This window comes from Rhodococcus sp. OK519 (assembly GCF_003051005.1).
Taxonomy (GTDB): domain Bacteria; phylum Actinomycetota; class Actinomycetes; order Mycobacteriales; family Mycobacteriaceae; genus Prescottella.
This window is the reverse complement of record NZ_QAOW01000004.1, coordinates 356,297-371,589: the sequence shown is the minus strand read 5'-3', so window position 1 is coordinate 371,589 and position 15,293 is coordinate 356,297. Positions and strand designations below refer to the sequence as shown.

Annotated in this window: 13 protein-coding genes; 11 read left to right on the top strand and 2 right to left on the bottom strand. The window is 68.2% G+C overall.

What is annotated here, in order from left to right; translation table 11 throughout:
- Positions 1-29: 29 nt before the first annotated feature.
- The 11 genes from C8K36_RS14065 (at position 30) to C8K36_RS14015 (ending at position 13,774) form a co-directional block, all read left to right on the top strand.
- A complete protein-coding gene (locus C8K36_RS14065) occupies positions 30-1,349 on the top strand; it encodes a dihydroorotase (protein WP_107985209.1) in 1,320 nt (439 codons plus the stop codon).
- A complete protein-coding gene (locus tag C8K36_RS14060) occupies positions 1,349-1,891 on the top strand; it encodes a transporter (RefSeq protein WP_107985099.1) in 543 nt (180 codons plus the stop codon). Before C8K36_RS14065 ends, C8K36_RS14060 begins: the two co-directional genes overlap by 1 nt.
- Complete coding sequence (gene carA, locus C8K36_RS14055; protein WP_107985098.1) at positions 1,888-3,048, top strand: glutamine-hydrolyzing carbamoyl-phosphate synthase small subunit; 1,161 nt, start codon at positions 1,888-1,890, stop codon at positions 3,046-3,048. The genes C8K36_RS14060 and carA overlap by 4 nt, the downstream gene beginning before the upstream one ends.
- On the top strand, positions 3,048-6,401 hold the full coding sequence (carB, locus tag C8K36_RS14050; RefSeq protein ID WP_107985097.1) for a carbamoyl-phosphate synthase large subunit: 3,354 nt from the start codon (positions 3,048-3,050) through the stop codon (positions 6,399-6,401). The genes carA and carB overlap by 1 nt, the downstream gene beginning before the upstream one ends.
- The gene (pyrF, locus tag C8K36_RS14045) at positions 6,401-7,237 is read left to right on the top strand and encodes an orotidine-5'-phosphate decarboxylase (protein WP_107985096.1); all 837 of its coding nucleotides are present in this window, start codon (positions 6,401-6,403) and stop codon (positions 7,235-7,237) included. Before carB ends, pyrF begins: the two co-directional genes overlap by 1 nt.
- 487 nt (positions 7,238-7,724) lie before the next feature.
- The gene (mihF, locus tag C8K36_RS14040) at positions 7,725-8,045 is read left to right on the top strand and encodes an integration host factor, actinobacterial type (RefSeq protein WP_107985095.1); all 321 of its coding nucleotides are present in this window, start codon (positions 7,725-7,727) and stop codon (positions 8,043-8,045) included.
- Between the two features lie 57 nt (positions 8,046-8,102).
- Positions 8,103-8,690 carry a guanylate kinase gene (gene gmk, locus C8K36_RS14035; RefSeq protein ID WP_107985208.1) on the top strand — a complete coding sequence of 196 codons (588 nt, stop codon included), beginning with the start codon at positions 8,103-8,105 and terminating at the stop codon, positions 8,688-8,690.
- A gap of 87 nt (positions 8,691-8,777) precedes the next feature.
- Positions 8,778-9,056, top strand: coding sequence for a DNA-directed RNA polymerase subunit omega (gene rpoZ / locus C8K36_RS14030; protein WP_107985094.1), 279 nt, complete (start codon positions 8,778-8,780; stop codon positions 9,054-9,056).
- 14 nt (positions 9,057-9,070) lie between these two features.
- Complete coding sequence (gene coaBC, locus C8K36_RS14025) at positions 9,071-10,348, top strand: bifunctional phosphopantothenoylcysteine decarboxylase/phosphopantothenate--cysteine ligase CoaBC (protein WP_107985093.1); 1,278 nt, start codon at positions 9,071-9,073, stop codon at positions 10,346-10,348.
- Positions 10,349-10,518: 170 nt separating this feature from the next.
- Complete coding sequence (gene metK / locus C8K36_RS14020) at positions 10,519-11,730, top strand: methionine adenosyltransferase (protein ID WP_107985092.1); 1,212 nt, start codon at positions 10,519-10,521, stop codon at positions 11,728-11,730.
- A gap of 22 nt (positions 11,731-11,752) precedes the next feature.
- Positions 11,753-13,774 (top strand): primosomal protein N', encoded by a 2,022-nt coding sequence (locus tag C8K36_RS14015; protein WP_181319560.1) that lies wholly within the window; start codon positions 11,753-11,755, stop codon positions 13,772-13,774.
- On the opposite strand, the gene C8K36_RS14010 is transcribed toward C8K36_RS14015, so the two are convergent.
- Both C8K36_RS14010 and C8K36_RS14005 read right to left on the bottom strand, forming a co-directional pair.
- On the bottom strand, positions 13,771-14,118 hold the full coding sequence (locus tag C8K36_RS14010) for an EthD domain-containing protein (RefSeq protein WP_107985091.1): 348 nt from the start codon (positions 14,116-14,118) through the stop codon (positions 13,771-13,773). The two genes, C8K36_RS14015 and C8K36_RS14010, sit on opposite strands and share 4 nt — an antisense overlap.
- Before the next feature lie 66 nt (positions 14,119-14,184).
- Positions 14,185-15,201 carry a magnesium and cobalt transport protein CorA gene (locus C8K36_RS14005; protein ID WP_107985206.1) on the bottom strand — a complete coding sequence of 339 codons (1,017 nt, stop codon included), beginning with the start codon at positions 15,199-15,201 and terminating at the stop codon, positions 14,185-14,187.
- Positions 15,202-15,293: the final 92 nt, after the last annotated feature.

Below are 15,293 nucleotides of genomic sequence, written 5' to 3'. Positions count from 1 at the left end.
AGACGAGAAACGAGAAGGTGGCGCCGCAGATGTCCGCGAGCGGGAACGTGTTGATCAAGAACGTTCTGGTGTACGGGGAGGGCGAGCCGACCGATCTGCTCCTGGGCGACGGTCAGATCCTCGAGATCGGCGTCGGCCTGAGCGCGGGCGACGACGTCGAGGTCATCGACGGGCAGGGCCAGATCCTGTTGCCGGGCTTCGTCGACATGCACACGCACCTGCGTGAGCCGGGCCGCGAGGACACCGAGACGATCGACTCCGGTTCCGCCGCCGCGGCGCTGGGCGGCTACACAGCGGTGTTCGCGATGGCGAACACCAGCCCCGTCGCCGACTCGGCCGTCATCACCGACCATGTGTGGCGCCGTGGCCAGGAAGTCGGCCTCGTGGACGTGCACCCGGTGGGTGCGGTCACCGTCGGACTCGCGGGCAGGCAACTCGCCGAGATGGCGACGATGGCTGCCGGCGTCGGCCGCGTGAAAATGTTCTCCGACGACGGTCACTGCGTCGCCGACCCGCTGATCATGCGTCGGGCGCTCGAGTACTCGGCGTCGCTGGGGGTGCTGATCGCGCAGCACGCGGAGGAGCCTCGGCTCACCGAGGGGGCCGTCGCACACGAGGGTCCGACCGCGGCCCGTCTCGGACTGGCCGGCTGGCCGCGAGCGGCCGAGGAGTCCATCGTGGCCCGCGACGCGCTGCTCGCCCGCGACGCCGGTGCGCGTGTGCACATCTGCCACGCGTCCACCGCCGGTTCGGTCGAGCTCGTGAAGTGGGCCCGCAGCCAGGGCATCTCCATCACGGCCGAGGTCACCCCGCATCACCTGCTGCTCGACGACTCGCGTCTCGAGACGTACGACGCGGTCAACAAGGTCAACCCGCCGTTGCGCGAGGCGTCGGACGTCGCCGCCCTGCGCAAGGGGCTGGCCGAGGGGACCATCGACTGCGTGGCCACCGATCACGCACCGCACGCCGAGCAGGACAAGTGCTGCGAGTTCTCGCAGGCGCGCCCCGGCATGCTCGGACTCGAGACGGCGTTGTCGATCGTCGTGGCGACGATGGTCCGGCCCGGTCTGCTCGACTGGCGCGGCGTCGCCCGCGTGATGAGTGAACGTCCCGCCGAGATCGTCGGCCTCGACGACCAGGGTCGCCCCATCGAGGTGGGCGAGCCGGCCAACCTCGTGCTCGTCGATCCGGACACGGAGTGGACGGTCCACGGACCGGAACTGGCCAGCGTCGCGAACAACACCCCGTACGAGGCGATGACGCTTCCGGGGAAGGTGACGGCCACGGTGCTGCGCGGCCGCGTCACCGCGCGGGACGGCAAGGTTCGCGCTCGAGGAGTGATGGTCTGATGGAACGCATTCTGTGGGTCGTCGGCTGTATCGCGATCTGGGCTTTCGCGGTCTTCCTGATGTATCGCGGTTGGAAGGCCCGGGCCAGGCGGCAGGCCGAGACCATCGGCGAGCTCCCGAAGGTGCCCGCCGATCTCGGCAGGCAGCTGATCGCCCCGAGCACCGGCCTCTACGTGGGCAGCACCATCGCCCCCAGCTGGCAGGACCGGATCGCCGTCGGTGACATCGGCCACCGCGCCACCGGCGAGATCAGCCGCTGGACGGGCGGAATCCTGCTCGAGCGCGACGGCGCCTCGGCAATCTGGATCCCCGAGGGATCGATCCGCGCGATCCGCACCGAGAGCGGACTCGCCGGAAAGGTCATGACGAAAGACGGAGTCCTGGTGATCCGGTGGGAACTGCCCACCGGCACCGAGATCGACACGGGATTCCGTGGCGACGACAAGACGGTGTACCCCGAGTGGGTGCGCAAGACAGACAGTGATGACACAGCGAATGCGGCGGGCTCTGGTGAGGTCGAGCAGAACGGAGAAGACGCATGAGCGACTTTGATTCCACTACGGCGGTTCTGGTTCTCGAGGACGGCAGGGTCTTCCGCGGAACCACCTTCGGGGCCGTGGGACAGACCCTCGGCGAGGCCGTCTTCAGCACCGGCATGACCGGCTACCAGGAGACGCTGACCGACCCCAGCTACCACCGCCAGATCGTGGTGTCGACGGCACCGCAGATCGGCAACACCGGCTGGAACGACGAGGACAACGAGTCGGTCGGGCCGACCGGTAAGTCGTCCGAGTCCAAGATCTGGGTGGCCGGCTACGTCGTGCGCGACCCCTCGCGCCGCACGTCCAGCTGGCGTGCCACCGGCTCCCTGCAGGACGAACTGGTCCGTCAGGACATCGTCGGCATCGCCGGGATCGACACCCGCGCCCTCGTGCGCCACCTGCGCACCCGCGGCTCGATGCGTGCCGGCGTGTTCTCGGGTGCCGCACTCGCGGACGTGGATATCCTGCTGGAGCGCGTCAAGAGCCAGCCGACGATGCTCGGTGCCGACCTGGCCGGTGAGGTGTCCACGCCCAACGGCTACATCGTCGAGCCGACCGGTGGCGAGGCCCGCTTCACCGTGGCTGCCATCGACCTCGGCATCAAGACCAACACTCCGCGCATGTTCGCCGAGCGGGGCATCCGGGTGCACGTGCTGCCGTCGACCGCGACGCTGCACGACATCCTGGATCTGAAGGCCGACGGCGTCTTCCTGTCCAACGGCCCGGGCGACCCCGCCACCGCCGACGGCGCCGTGCACCTCACGAAGGAGGTGCTGGGACAGGGGCTGCCGCTGTTCGGCATCTGCTTCGGTAACCAGATCCTGGGCCGCGCCCTGGGGCTGAACACCTACAAGATGAAGTTCGGCCACCGCGGCATCAACATTCCGGTCATCGAACACGGCACCGGCCGCATCGCGATCACCGCGCAGAACCACGGGTTCGCGCTGGAGGGCGAGGCAGGGCAGGAGTTCGACACGCCGTTCGGCCGCGCCGTGGTGAGCCACACGTGCGCCAACGACGGCGCCGTCGAGGGCGTCCGCCTGCTCGACGATTCCGCGTTCTCCGTGCAGTACCACCCCGAGGCCGCGGCGGGACCGCACGACGCCGCGTACCTGTTCGACCGTTTCGCCAACCTGCTCGAGGGAGTCAAGAAGTAATGCCACGTCGTACAGATCTCGAGCACATCCTGGTGATCGGCTCCGGGCCGATCGTCATCGGACAGGCCTGCGAGTTCGACTACTCGGGCACCCAGGCCTGCCGGGTTCTCCGTGAGGAAGGCCTGCGCGTCTCCCTGGTGAACTCCAACCCGGCCACGATCATGACCGACCCCGAGTTCGCCGACTCCACGTACGTCGAGCCGATCACGGCCGAGTTCGTCGAGAAGGTCATCGCGCGTGAGGCGGAGAAGGGCCACAAGATCGACGCCGTGCTGGCGACACTCGGCGGCCAGACCGCGCTCAACACCGCGGTCGCTCTCCACGAACAGGGCATCCTGGAGAAGTACGACGTCGAGCTGATCGGCGCCGACTTCGATGCCATCCAGCGCGGCGAGGATCGCCAGAAGTTCAAGGACATCGTCGAGAAGGTCGGTGGCGAGTCGGCGCGCTCGCGCGTCTGCTACACGATGGAAGAGGTCTTCTCCACGGTTGCCGAGCTCGGCTACCCCGTGGTGGTCCGCCCGTCCTTCACGATGGGTGGCCTCGGGTCCGGCATGGCGTACGACGAGGCGGACCTCCAGCGCATCGCCGGCGGCGGCCTGGCTGCCTCACCCACCGCGAACGTCCTGATCGAGGAGTCCATCCTCGGTTGGAAGGAATACGAGCTCGAGCTGATGCGCGACGGTCGCGACAACGTCGTGATCGTGTGTTCCATCGAGAACGTCGACCCGGTCGGCGTCCACACCGGCGACTCGGTGACGGTGGCCCCGGCCATGACACTCACCGACCGCGAGTACCAGGCGATGCGCGACCTGTCGATCGACATCCTGCGCGAGGTCGGCGTCGACACCGGCGGCTGCAACATCCAGTTCGCGATGGACCCGACGGACGGCCGCCTGGTCGTCATCGAGATGAACCCGCGCGTGTCCCGCTCGTCGGCTCTGGCGTCGAAGGCGACCGGTTACCCGATCGCGAAGATGGCAGCCAAGCTCGCCATCGGCTACACGCTCGACGAGATCGTCAACGACATCACCGGCGAGACTCCGGCCTGCTTCGAGCCGACTCTCGACTACGTCGTCGTCAAGGCTCCGCGCTTCGCGTTCGAGAAGTTCCCCGGCGCCGACGGCACCCTGACCACGACGATGAAGTCGGTCGGCGAGGCCATGTCGATCGGCCGCAACTTCACCGAGGCATTCGGCAAGGTCATGCGTTCGCTCGAGACCAAGCGGGCCGGCTACTGGACGGGCCCCGCGGTCGAGGCCACCGACCTGGAGTCGCTGCTCGAGGAGCTGAAGGTTCCGCACGACGGCCGCATGTACGGCATCGAGAAGGCGTTCGCGCTGGGCGCCACCATCGAGCAGCTGTTCGACGCGACCGCTATCGACCCGTGGTTCCTGGACCAGATGCAGCAGATCTGCGAGCTGGGCGAGCAGATCCGTGCCGCGAAGAAGTTCGACGAGCAGATGCTGCGCCAGGCCAAGTACCACGGCCTGTCGGATCGTCAGATCGCGTCGCTGCGCCCCGAACTCGGTGGCGACAGCCCCGAGGGTGAGGACGCGGTCCGCGCGCTGCGCGACGAGCTGAAGGTGCACCCGGTCTACAAGACCGTCGACACCTGCGCCGCCGAGTTCGAGGCGAAGACGCCGTACCACTACTCGACCTACGAGCTCGATCCCGCGGCCGAGACCGAGGTGGCACCGCAGACCGAGCGTCCCAAGGTCCTGATCCTGGGCTCGGGCCCGAACCGTATCGGTCAGGGCATCGAGTTCGACTACTCGTGCGTGCACGCTGCTCAGACGCTGTCCGAGGCCGGCTACGAGACCGTCATGGTCAACTGCAACCCCGAGACCGTCTCGACCGACTACGACACCGCCGACCGCCTGTACTTCGAGCCGCTGACCTTCGAGGACGTGCTCGAGGTGTACCGGGCCGAGTGCCAGTCCGGCACGGTGGCCGGGGTCATCGTCCAGCTCGGCGGTCAGACGCCGCTGGGGCTGGCGAAGCGCCTCAAGGCTGCCGGTGTGCCGATCGTGGGCACCAGCCCCGAGGCCATCGACCTCGCCGAGGATCGCGGTGAGTTCGGTCGTGTCCTCACCGAGGCCGGCCTGCCCGCGCCGAAGTTCGGCACCGCCACCACGTTCGAGGGCGCACGCGACATCGCGTCCGGTATCGGATACCCGGTGCTGGTGCGCCCGTCGTACGTCCTGGGCGGACGCGGCATGGAGATCGTGTACGACGAGCAGTCGCTCGAGAACTACATCTCCCGCGCGACCGAGATCTCCGACGACCGGCCGGTGCTGGTCGACCGCTTCTTGGAGGACGCGGTGGAGATCGATGTCGACGCGCTGTGCGACGGCACCGAGGTGTACCTCGGCGGCGTGATGGAGCACATCGAGGAGGCCGGCATCCACTCCGGTGACTCCGCGTGTGCACTGCCGCCGATCACTCTCGGCCGCGCCGACCTCGAGAACGTGCGCCGATCCACCGAGGCGCTCGCGAAGGGCATCGGCGTCAAGGGGTTGCTCAACGTGCAGTACGCGCTCAAGGACGACATCCTGTACGTCCTCGAGGCCAACCCGCGCGCATCCCGGACCGTGCCGTTCGTCTCGAAGGCGACCGCGGTGCAGCTGGCCAAGGCGTGTGCCCGGGTCATGATGGGTGAGACCATCGCCGAACTCCGGACCACCGGCATCCTCCCGGCGGAGGGCGACGGCGGTCACGCGCCGATCAACGCTCCGGTCGCGGTCAAGGAAGCGGTGCTGCCGTTCAACCGGTTCCGTCGCGCCGACGGCACCGGCATCGACACGCTGCTGAGCCCCGAGATGAAGTCGACGGGCGAGGTCATGGGCATCGACGCGGACTTCGGTACCGCGTTCGCCAAGAGCCAGACCGCCGCGTACGGCTCGCTGCCGACCAGCGGCTCGGTGTTCGTCTCGGTCGCCAACAAGGACAAGCGCTCGCTGATCTTCCCGGTCAAGCGGCTCGCCGACCTGGGCTTCCGGATCCTGGCCACCGAGGGCACCGCCGACGTCCTGCGTCGCAACGGCATCACGTGCGAAGAGGTGCACAAGCAGTCCGGTGAGGCCCTGCCCGAGGGTGCCCGCACGATCGTCGACCAGATCAAGGACGGAGAGGTCGACATGGTGATCAACACCCCGTACGGCAACTCCGGCCCGCGCGTCGACGGCTACGAGATCCGCAGCGCGGCGGTGTCGAAGAGCGTTCCGTGCATCACCACCGTGCAGGGTGCATCCGCAGCCGTGCAGGGCATCGAGGCCGCTATCCGCGGTGACATCGGTGTCCAGTCGCTGCAGGAGTTGCACGCGCGCTTGCGCGAGCCGGCTCAGCAGTGATGGCGGCTCGCCAGTCGTTCGGGGCGCGGCTCCACGCGGCGACGGGCCGTCACGGCTCGCTGTGCGTCGGCGTGGATCCGCACCCCGAGTTGCTCGCGGCGTGGGGTCTGCCGGACAGCGTCGAGGGGCTCGAGCGGTTCAGCGAGATCTGCGTCGAGGCCTTCGTCGGGCAGGTGGCACTCGTCAAGCCGCAGGTCGCCTTCTTCGAGGCGTACGGCTCGGGGGGCATGGCGGTCCTGGAACGGACCGTGACGGTGCTGCGGGAGGCCGGGACACTCGTGCTGGCCGACGCCAAGCGCGGCGACATCGGCTCCACGATGAACGCGTATGCGCGGGCCTGGCTGGGGGAGGGGTCGCCGCTGGAGTCCGATGCGGTGACGGTGTCCCCGTACCTCGGGTTCGGCTCTCTCGACCCCGTGCTGGAGTTGGCGGAGCGAAATGGCGGCGGACTGTTCGTCCTCGCGGCGACGTCCAACCCGGAGGGTGCGCAGGTCCAGCTGTCGACGTCGGCCGACGGCCGCAAGATCAGCCAGGTGATGGTCGACGAAGCGGCCGCCCGCAACGCCGGTGCGGACGTCCTCGGCTCGGTCGGCGTCGTTGTCGGCGCAACGCTGGCCGACGCGCCCGACCTGAGCGCACTCCACGGGCCGATCCTCATGCCGGGCGTCGGGCATCAGGGCGGCACCGCGGACGACGTCCGCCGTCTCGCGGGTGCCAGCCTGCGCGCAGTCGTCCCCAGCGTGTCCCGTGAGGTGCTGCGGGCAGGGCCGTCCGTGACGGCGCTGCAGGAGGCCGTGGGGCGGTCGGTCGAGGCCTTCGCATTCCTTCAGGGCTGACGCTCCTGAAACGGCGCTCACGCGCCGTGACACACCGGCACAGGCCGGATCCGGTGACTCACCGGGTCCGGCTTTTGTCGTTGTGGGGGTGCCGATTCCGCATGGCACAGCCGTGCGACACGCGACGACGGCGCGTGACTTTCGCGAATTCTTCCGGATTTTTCCGAGTCGACGACCGGCCGCGGTCGAACTGTGTGCCACACCACGCCGTCGCGGTGAGCCGACCGGGCCGCGAGGGCGTGGAATGCGGCCACGACCTGGGGTTATAGCGCTCGGGCCCAGGTTGGCGCGTGGATTCGTGTTCGAATCGTCCGGTGCGTTACGTCCCATTCGAACGCACCGTCGAATGAACACATATCCCACCCGAATCGGGCGTCTACGTCGGGGGGTGGGTTAGCAATCGACGCTCCACGTGGGTACGGTCGCTATCGCCCCTGGTTATCCGGGGGTTGTAGACCATATGTGCACACGATGAGACGGAGGAACCGTGGCCCTTCCCCAGTTGACCGATGAGCAGCGCGCTGCTGCTTTGGAGAAGGCGGCTGCCGCCCGTAAGGCCCGGGCTGAGCTCAAGGAGCGCCTCAAGCGCGGCGGCACCGACCTGAAGCAGGTCCTGAAGGATGCCGAAGAGAACGAAATTCTCGGCAAGATGAAGGTCTCGGCGCTGCTCGAGGCTCTGCCCAAGGTTGGCAAGGTCAAGGCTCAGGAGATCATGACCGAGCTGGAGATCGCCCCGACCCGCCGCTTGCGCGGCCTGGGCGACCGTCAGCGCAAGGCTCTGCTGCAGCGCTTCGATTTCGAGGCCTGAGCGAGAGACGTGATCTCTGACGCAGAAAACGTGTCAGGCAGCAGTGCCGCCTCGGCGATGTCCGAGGCAGACAGCGCAGTGCGGAGGGGTCGGCTGGTAGTACTGGCCGGCCCCTCGGCCGTGGGTAAGTCCAGCGTCGTTCGGCTGCTGCGGGAGCGTTTCCCCGAGGTTGTCTTCAGCGTCTCGGCCACCACCCGCGACCCGCGTCCGGGTGAGGTCGACGGCCAGGACTACCACTTCGTCACGCGCGAGGAGTTCGACCGCATGATCGCGGCGGGTGAACTGCTCGAATGGGCGGAGATTCACGGAGGTCTGCAGCGCTCCGGCACGCCGGCCGAGCCGGTCCGTCGGGCATTGAGTGAGGGCAAGCCCGTTCTCCTCGAGGTCGATCTGGTCGGCGCCCGCTCCGTGCGGGCGGCCATGCCGGAGGCTGTGCTGGCCTTCATGGCACCCCCGAGTTGGGATGTGCTGGTGTCTCGCCTCACGGGCCGCGGAACCGAACCTGCCGACGTCGTCGAGCGGCGGCTCCAGACCGCGAAGGTCGAACTGGCCGCGCAGGACGAGTTCGACACGGTCATCGTGAACGAGGACGTCAGCCAGGCCTGCCACGAGTTGGTATCCTTACTGGCTGGGCGACAGGTCTAGGTACAGTTGCCCCTAGTTCCGGCATTTCGATTTGGCACTTAACCAGTCCAGTTCAGGAGAAACCGAGTGAGCAGCACCGAAGCACTAGTGTCCGAAACTGCAGGCGCCCTGCCTGCCTACGACACCCCGCTCGGCATCACCAACCCGCCGATCGACGAGTTGCTCGAGCGCACGTCGTCCAAGTACGCCCTGGTCATCTACTCGGCCAAGCGCGCTCGTCAGATCAACGACTACTACAACCAGCTCGGTGACGGCATCCTCGAATACGTCGGCCCGCTCGTCGAGCCGGGTCTGCAGGAGAAGCCGCTGTCGATCGCGCTGCGCGAGATCCACTCCGACCTGCTCGAGCACACCGAAGGCGAGTGAGCGGAGCAACGCCCGTGTCCGATCGGGAACCCGATTCGGCGGCTGACGGGTCGCAGGTGGCGCGGAAGCGGATCGTCGTCGGCGTCGGCGGCGGTATCGCCGCCTACAAGAGTTGTGCCCTCGTCCGGAGTTTCACGGAGAGCGGTCACAGTGTCCGGGTGATCCCTACCGAGGCTGCGCTCCAGTTCGTCGGCCGCGCGACCTTCGAGGCGCTGTCGGGCAACCCGGTTCAGACCGGGGTGTTCGCGGACGTGCCGGAGGTGGCTCATGTCCGCCTCGGCCAGGAAGCAGATCTCGTCGTCATCGCGCCGGCCACCGCGGACCTCATGGCCCGCGCGGTGGCAGGACGCGCGGACGACCTGCTGACCGCGACGCTCCTCACCGCGCGTTGCCCCGTGGTGTTCGCGCCCGCGATGCACACCGAGATGTGGGAGCACGCCGCGACCGTCTGGAACGTCGCGACGCTGCGTGAACGCGGCAGCATCGTCATAGAACCCGCGTCGGGCCGGCTCACCGGCAAGGACACGGGCGCGGGCCGCATGCCCGAGCCCGAGGAGATCTTCACGCTGGCCTCGCTGCTTCTCGAGCGGCCCGCGGCACTGCCGCGGGACCTCGAGGGGCGGCGCATCGTCGTGTCCGCAGGCGGCACGCGTGAACCGCTCGACCCGGTGCGGTTCCTGGGCAATCGGAGTTCCGGCAAGCAGGGCTACGCGATCGCGCGCCTGGCCGCCCAGCGCGGCGCCCAGGTGACGCTCGTCGCGGGGGCCACCGCGGAGCTCGGGGACCCGGCCGCCGTCGACGTCGTGCACGTACGTACCGCCGAGCAGATGCGCGAGGCGGTCATGAAGCACGTGATCGACGCCGATGCCGTGATCATGTCTGCTGCCGTCGCGGACTTTCGCCCGGCGACCGTGGCCACCAGCAAGATCAAGAAGGGGGCGGACGAGCCGGATACGATTCCGCTGGTCCGTAACGAGGACATCCTGGCGGGTCTCGTGCAGGCTCGTCGAGACGGCACGATCGCGCCGTCCACCGCGATCGTCGGGTTCGCCGCCGAGACCGGTGACGCGACGGGCGGGGTTCTCGATCATGCCCGCACCAAACTTGCCCGCAAGGGCTGTGACCTTCTCGTCGTCAATGCCGTCGGAGACGGCAAGGCGTTCGAGGTGGACCACAACGACGGCTGGTTGCTCGGTGCGGATGGCACCGAGTCGGCCATCGAGCCGGGATCGAAATCGCTGATGGCGAGTCGTGTCCTCGACGCGGTCGCCGGTCTGATGGTCTTCGAGTAACACACTGCGCCAGCAGATGGCGCCGGGGACGGCTTCCTGGCACTAGGGTCGTCCGCGGTATTGAATAGAAGTCGAAACGAAAATCAGCTCAGGTGTCGTATCGAGTTCCCGGAGTCCGGCAACACGGGTCCGGCGACTCGGGATTCGGCAGAACGTCGAGAGGGAGATCTGTGAGCACGTCCGGCAAGCGGCTATTCACCAGTGAGTCCGTGACCGAAGGTCACCCGGACAAGATCTGTGACGCGATCAGTGACTCCATCCTCGATGCGATGCTCGAGAAGGATCCGCGCAGCCGCGTCGCGGTCGAGACCATGGTGACGACCGGACAGGTTCACGTCGCCGGCGAGGTCACCACGTCCGCGTACGTCGACATTCCGAAGATCGTGCGCGACAAGGTTCTCGAGATCGGCTACGACTCCTCCGCCAAGGGTTTCGACGGCAACTCGTGTGGTGTCAACATCGCGATCGGCGCGCAGTCGCCCGAGATCGCACAGGGCGTCGACCATTCGCACGAGGCGCGTGTCGATGGTGCCTCCGACGACGAGATCGATCGTCAGGGCGCCGGCGACCAGGGCCTGATGTTCGGCTACGCGTGCACCGACACCCCGGAACTGATGCCGCTGCCGATCGCGCTCGCACATCGTCTGTCGCGTCGTCTGACCGAGGTCCGCAAGACCGGTGTGCTGCCGTATCTGCGCCCGGACGGTAAGACCCAGGTCACCATCGAGTACGACGGCGACCGTCCGGTCCGCCTCGACACGGTTGTCATCTCGACGCAGCACGCCGCCGACATCGACCTCGACAACCTGCTGACCCCGGATCTGCGGGAGAAGGTCCTCGGACATGTCCTGTCCGAGCTCACCATTCCGCTCGACACCGCCGACGTCCGTCTGCTCGTGAACCCGACGGGCAAGTTCGTGCTCGGCGGCCCCATGGGCGACGCTGGGCTCACCGGCCGCAAGATCATCGTCGACACCTACGGCGGCATGGCCCGCCACGGTGGCGGCGCGTTCTCCGGCAAGGATCCCTCCAAGGTGGACCGCTCGGCCGCCTACGCGATGCGCTGGGTCGCCAAGAATGCCGTTGCGGCCGGTCTCGCCGACCGCATCGAGGTTCAGGTGGCCTACGCCATCGGCAAGGCCGCCCCCGTCGGCCTGTTCGTCGAGGCGTTCGGCACCGAGAAGGTGGACGTGGCCACCATCCAGCAGGCCATCAGCGAGGTCTTCGACCTGCGTCCCGGCGCGATCATCCGCGACCTGGACCTGCTGCGCCCGATCTACTCGGACACCGCGGCGTACGGCCACTTCGGTCGCACCGACGTGGACCTGCCGTGGGAGCGCACCGACCGCGCGGAGAAGTTGCGCGCGGCCGCAGGCCTCTGATCGCGACCGAGAGATCGGTTCGCTGACCGGCACCGACAAGACAGCGGCAGCACACGCGCCTGTGGCGCGTGTGCTGCCGCTGCTTCCTGTTGCGCACCTGGACCGGGAGTTCGACTACCTCGTTCCGGCGGACCTCGACGATCAGGCCGTGCCCGGTGTGCGCGTGCGGGTTCGGTTCTCGGGGCGTCTCGTCGACGGTTTCATCCTCGAGCGGGCCCCGTCGAGCGATCATCCCGGGAAGCTCGGGTGGCTGGACCGAGTGGTCTCGGCGGAACCCGTTCTCACCGAGGAGGTTCGGGACCTGGTCGACGCGGTGGCCCACCGCTACGCCGGGACCCGTACCGACGTACTGCGTCTGGCGATCCCACCCCGGCATGCCAAGGTCGAGTCGGAGGAGTGGGCCCCACGCCCGGCACCGGACGTCGCGAAGGTCGATCGGGAAGCCTGGTCCGCGTATACCCACGGCGTCAACTTCCTGGAGGCGCTCGAGTCCGGACGTGGTCCCCGCGCCGCGTGGCAGGCACTCCCCGGTGAGGACTGGGCGCTGCGATTGGGTGAGTTGGCGGGTGTCGTGGCGGCGACGGGTCGGGGGGCGGTCCTCGTGGTCCCTGACCAGCGAGACCTCGACAGACTGGTCACGGCATGCGAGAGCGTCGTCGGCGCCGATCACGTCGTCGGGTTGGCGGCCGGCCTCGGCCCGTCCGCGCGTTATCGCCGATGGCTCGCAGCCCTGCGGGGCACGGCGCGGATCGTCGTCGGAACCAGGGCATCGGTCTTCGCGCCCACACCGGACCTCGGTCTGGTGGTGGTGTGGGACGACGGCGACAGCAGCCTGTCCGAGCCCCGATCGCCGTACCCGCACGCGCGCGAGGTCGCGCTGCTGCGCGCGCACTCGACGGGGTGCGCCGTGGTCCTGGCCGGGCATGCACGGACGGCGGAGGCGGAGGCCCTCGTGGACTCGGGGTGGGCGCACGACCTGGTGGCGGGGCGAGACGTCGTACGGTCCCGGACACCGATGATCACCGCACTCGCGGACAGCGATCACGCGCTCGCCCGCGACCCCGGTGCCCGCGCCGCTCGTCTGCCGGGCATCGCCTTCGCCGCGGCCCGGCAGGCGCTGGCCGCAGGAAACGGTGTGCTGGTGCAGGTTCCGCGCCGTGGCTACGTTCCTTCGCTGGCGTGTGCGAAGTGCCGTGCACCCGCGCGGTGTCGACGGTGCAACGGCCCGCTGTCGCTGCCGGCGGCCGCGGGGCCGGATGGTGCAGGCTCCCCGACGTGCAAGTGGTGCGGAGTCGCCGACACCAACCACCGCTGCAATGCGTGCGGTGCACGCGCGCTGCGCGCGGTCGTCGTGGGTGCCGGTCGCACCGCCGAGGAGTTGGGCAGAGCCTTCGCCGGGTTCGCGGTGCACACGTCGGGTGGCTCGGACGTCAAGTCCGAGATCGAGCCGGGGCCCAAGCTGGTCGTGTCGACGGTAGGCGCCGAACCGGTGATGCCCGGCGGATACGGAGCGGCGCTGTTGCTCGACGGATGGGCGTTGCTGGGCCGCGCGGATCTGCGGGCCGCGGAGGAGGCGCTGCGCCGATGGATGACCGCGTCGGCGCTCGTCCGTCCGCACGGCGATGGTGGTCAGGTGGTGGTTGTCGCCGATTCCGGGATCCCCACGGTCCAGGCGCTGGTGCGCTGGGATCCGGTGTGGCACGCCCGCGCTCAGCTCGAGGAGCGGACGGAGGTCGGTTTCCCGCCCGCCGTGCACCTTGCCGCGATCGACGGCACGGCGGCATCGATCGGCGAGATACTCGAGCTGGCTGCGCTGCCCGATTCGGCGGAGGTCCTGGGACCGGTGCCCCTGCCGCCCGGTGAACGACTGCCGTTCTCGAGCGACGAACCGGAACCGGAAGAGGTGGAGCGCATGCTCGTTCGGGTGCCCCGCGCCGACGGGCGGGCGCTCGCCAAGGCGCTGGCCGAGGCGCGTGCGGTGCGGAGCGCCCGCCGGTCGACAGGTCCCGTTCGAGTGCAGGTGGACCCGCTGCGGATCGGTTAGCTCTCGCGGATGTCGACGATGTACATGCGGTTGCGTGACCGGTCGAGGAAGTTCTCCTCGTCCGCCTCGATTGCGGCGGCGACCTCGGGTCGCGCGTGCGTGGCGAGCATGTCGTCGTAGGCGGCTCGGTCGTCGAACACGAACTCGCTGATGACGTCGAAGTCCGGAGTGGGCGCGCCGTCCGCGCCGATTCCCGATGCCACGTCGAGATAGTTGCGGCGGTACTCCCGAATCTGCGGCAGCAGGCTGCGGATCAGCTTGGCGTGGTTGTTCTCGTAGTAGTCGACGAACTCGGCGTGCGTGAGTCCGGACTTACGGGCGAGGAGAGCGACGGCTTTGATCATTCCGGGACTGTAAGTGCGCATTCGGTATTCGAGCGAGATGTGATCTCGCTCACCGGAAGGTGAATCTCACAGCCAGCGCTGGCGTTTGAAGACGAGATACAGGGTCACCGATGTCGCGACCATGAGCAGGACGGCCATCGGATAGCCGAACTGCCACCCGAGTTCGGGCATGTCGGCGAAATTCATGCCGTACACGGTGCCGACCAGGGTCGGCGCGAAAAGGATTGCGGCCCAGGCGGAGATCTTCTTGACCTCCTCGTTCTGCGCCAGGCTGGTCAGCGTGAGCCGGCGCATCTCTTCGTTCTGCTGCTGGGCGACCAGCGTGGCGTGCACGGTCAGCGCAGTCTGTAGGTGAGAGCGGAACGAATCGGCGCGCTCGACGACCCGCAGTGTGTGGTCCAGGACGTCGCGCAGGTGCCGTTGGAGTTCGAGGTCGACGCGGTACTTGTCGGACCCGCGTTCGAGGGCCTCGAGGATCGTCACCAGTGGATGGGTGGCGCGCTGGAAGTCGATGACCTCGCCGGACAGGTCGTAGATGCGCTTGGCGACGTCAGGATCACCCGTGAAGACCTGGTTCTCGATCTCGTCGATGTCGTTCTCGAGGCCCGCCGCGACGGGCAGGTAGTCGTCGACGATCTGGTCGAGAATCGCGTACAGAACGGCTTCCGGCCCCAGTTTCAGCAGTTCGGGGTCGGCTTCGAGGCGGTGCCGGACCTGCGCGAGGTCGGGGGATTCGGCGTGCCGGATTGTCACCACGAAATCGGGACCGACGAACAGGTGCACCTCGCCGAACTCGACCTTCTCGACGTCGTCGAGGTAGCGGGCGGGCCGGAGCACCACGAACAGGGTCTGGTCGTACCGTTCGAGCTTGGGACGTTGATGAGCCGCGATCGTGTCCTCGACGGCGAGATGATGCAGGCCGAATTCGTCGGCGAGCGACTCCACCTCGGCGGCATCCGGTCGATACAGGCCGATCCAGGCCATGCCGCCGTGCTCGCGCAGGGCGCGGTAGGTGCAGTCGAGCGACGGCGGAGTGTCCACGCGCGCTCCGTCGACGTAGACCGCGTTGTCCACGATGGTCATCAGTGCCCCTGATTCTCTCGCGCAATGGCCCTATTCCATCACGTTCCCGGATCGTTATCTCGCCCACCGGTCGCCGAGGCGACGCGGCCCCG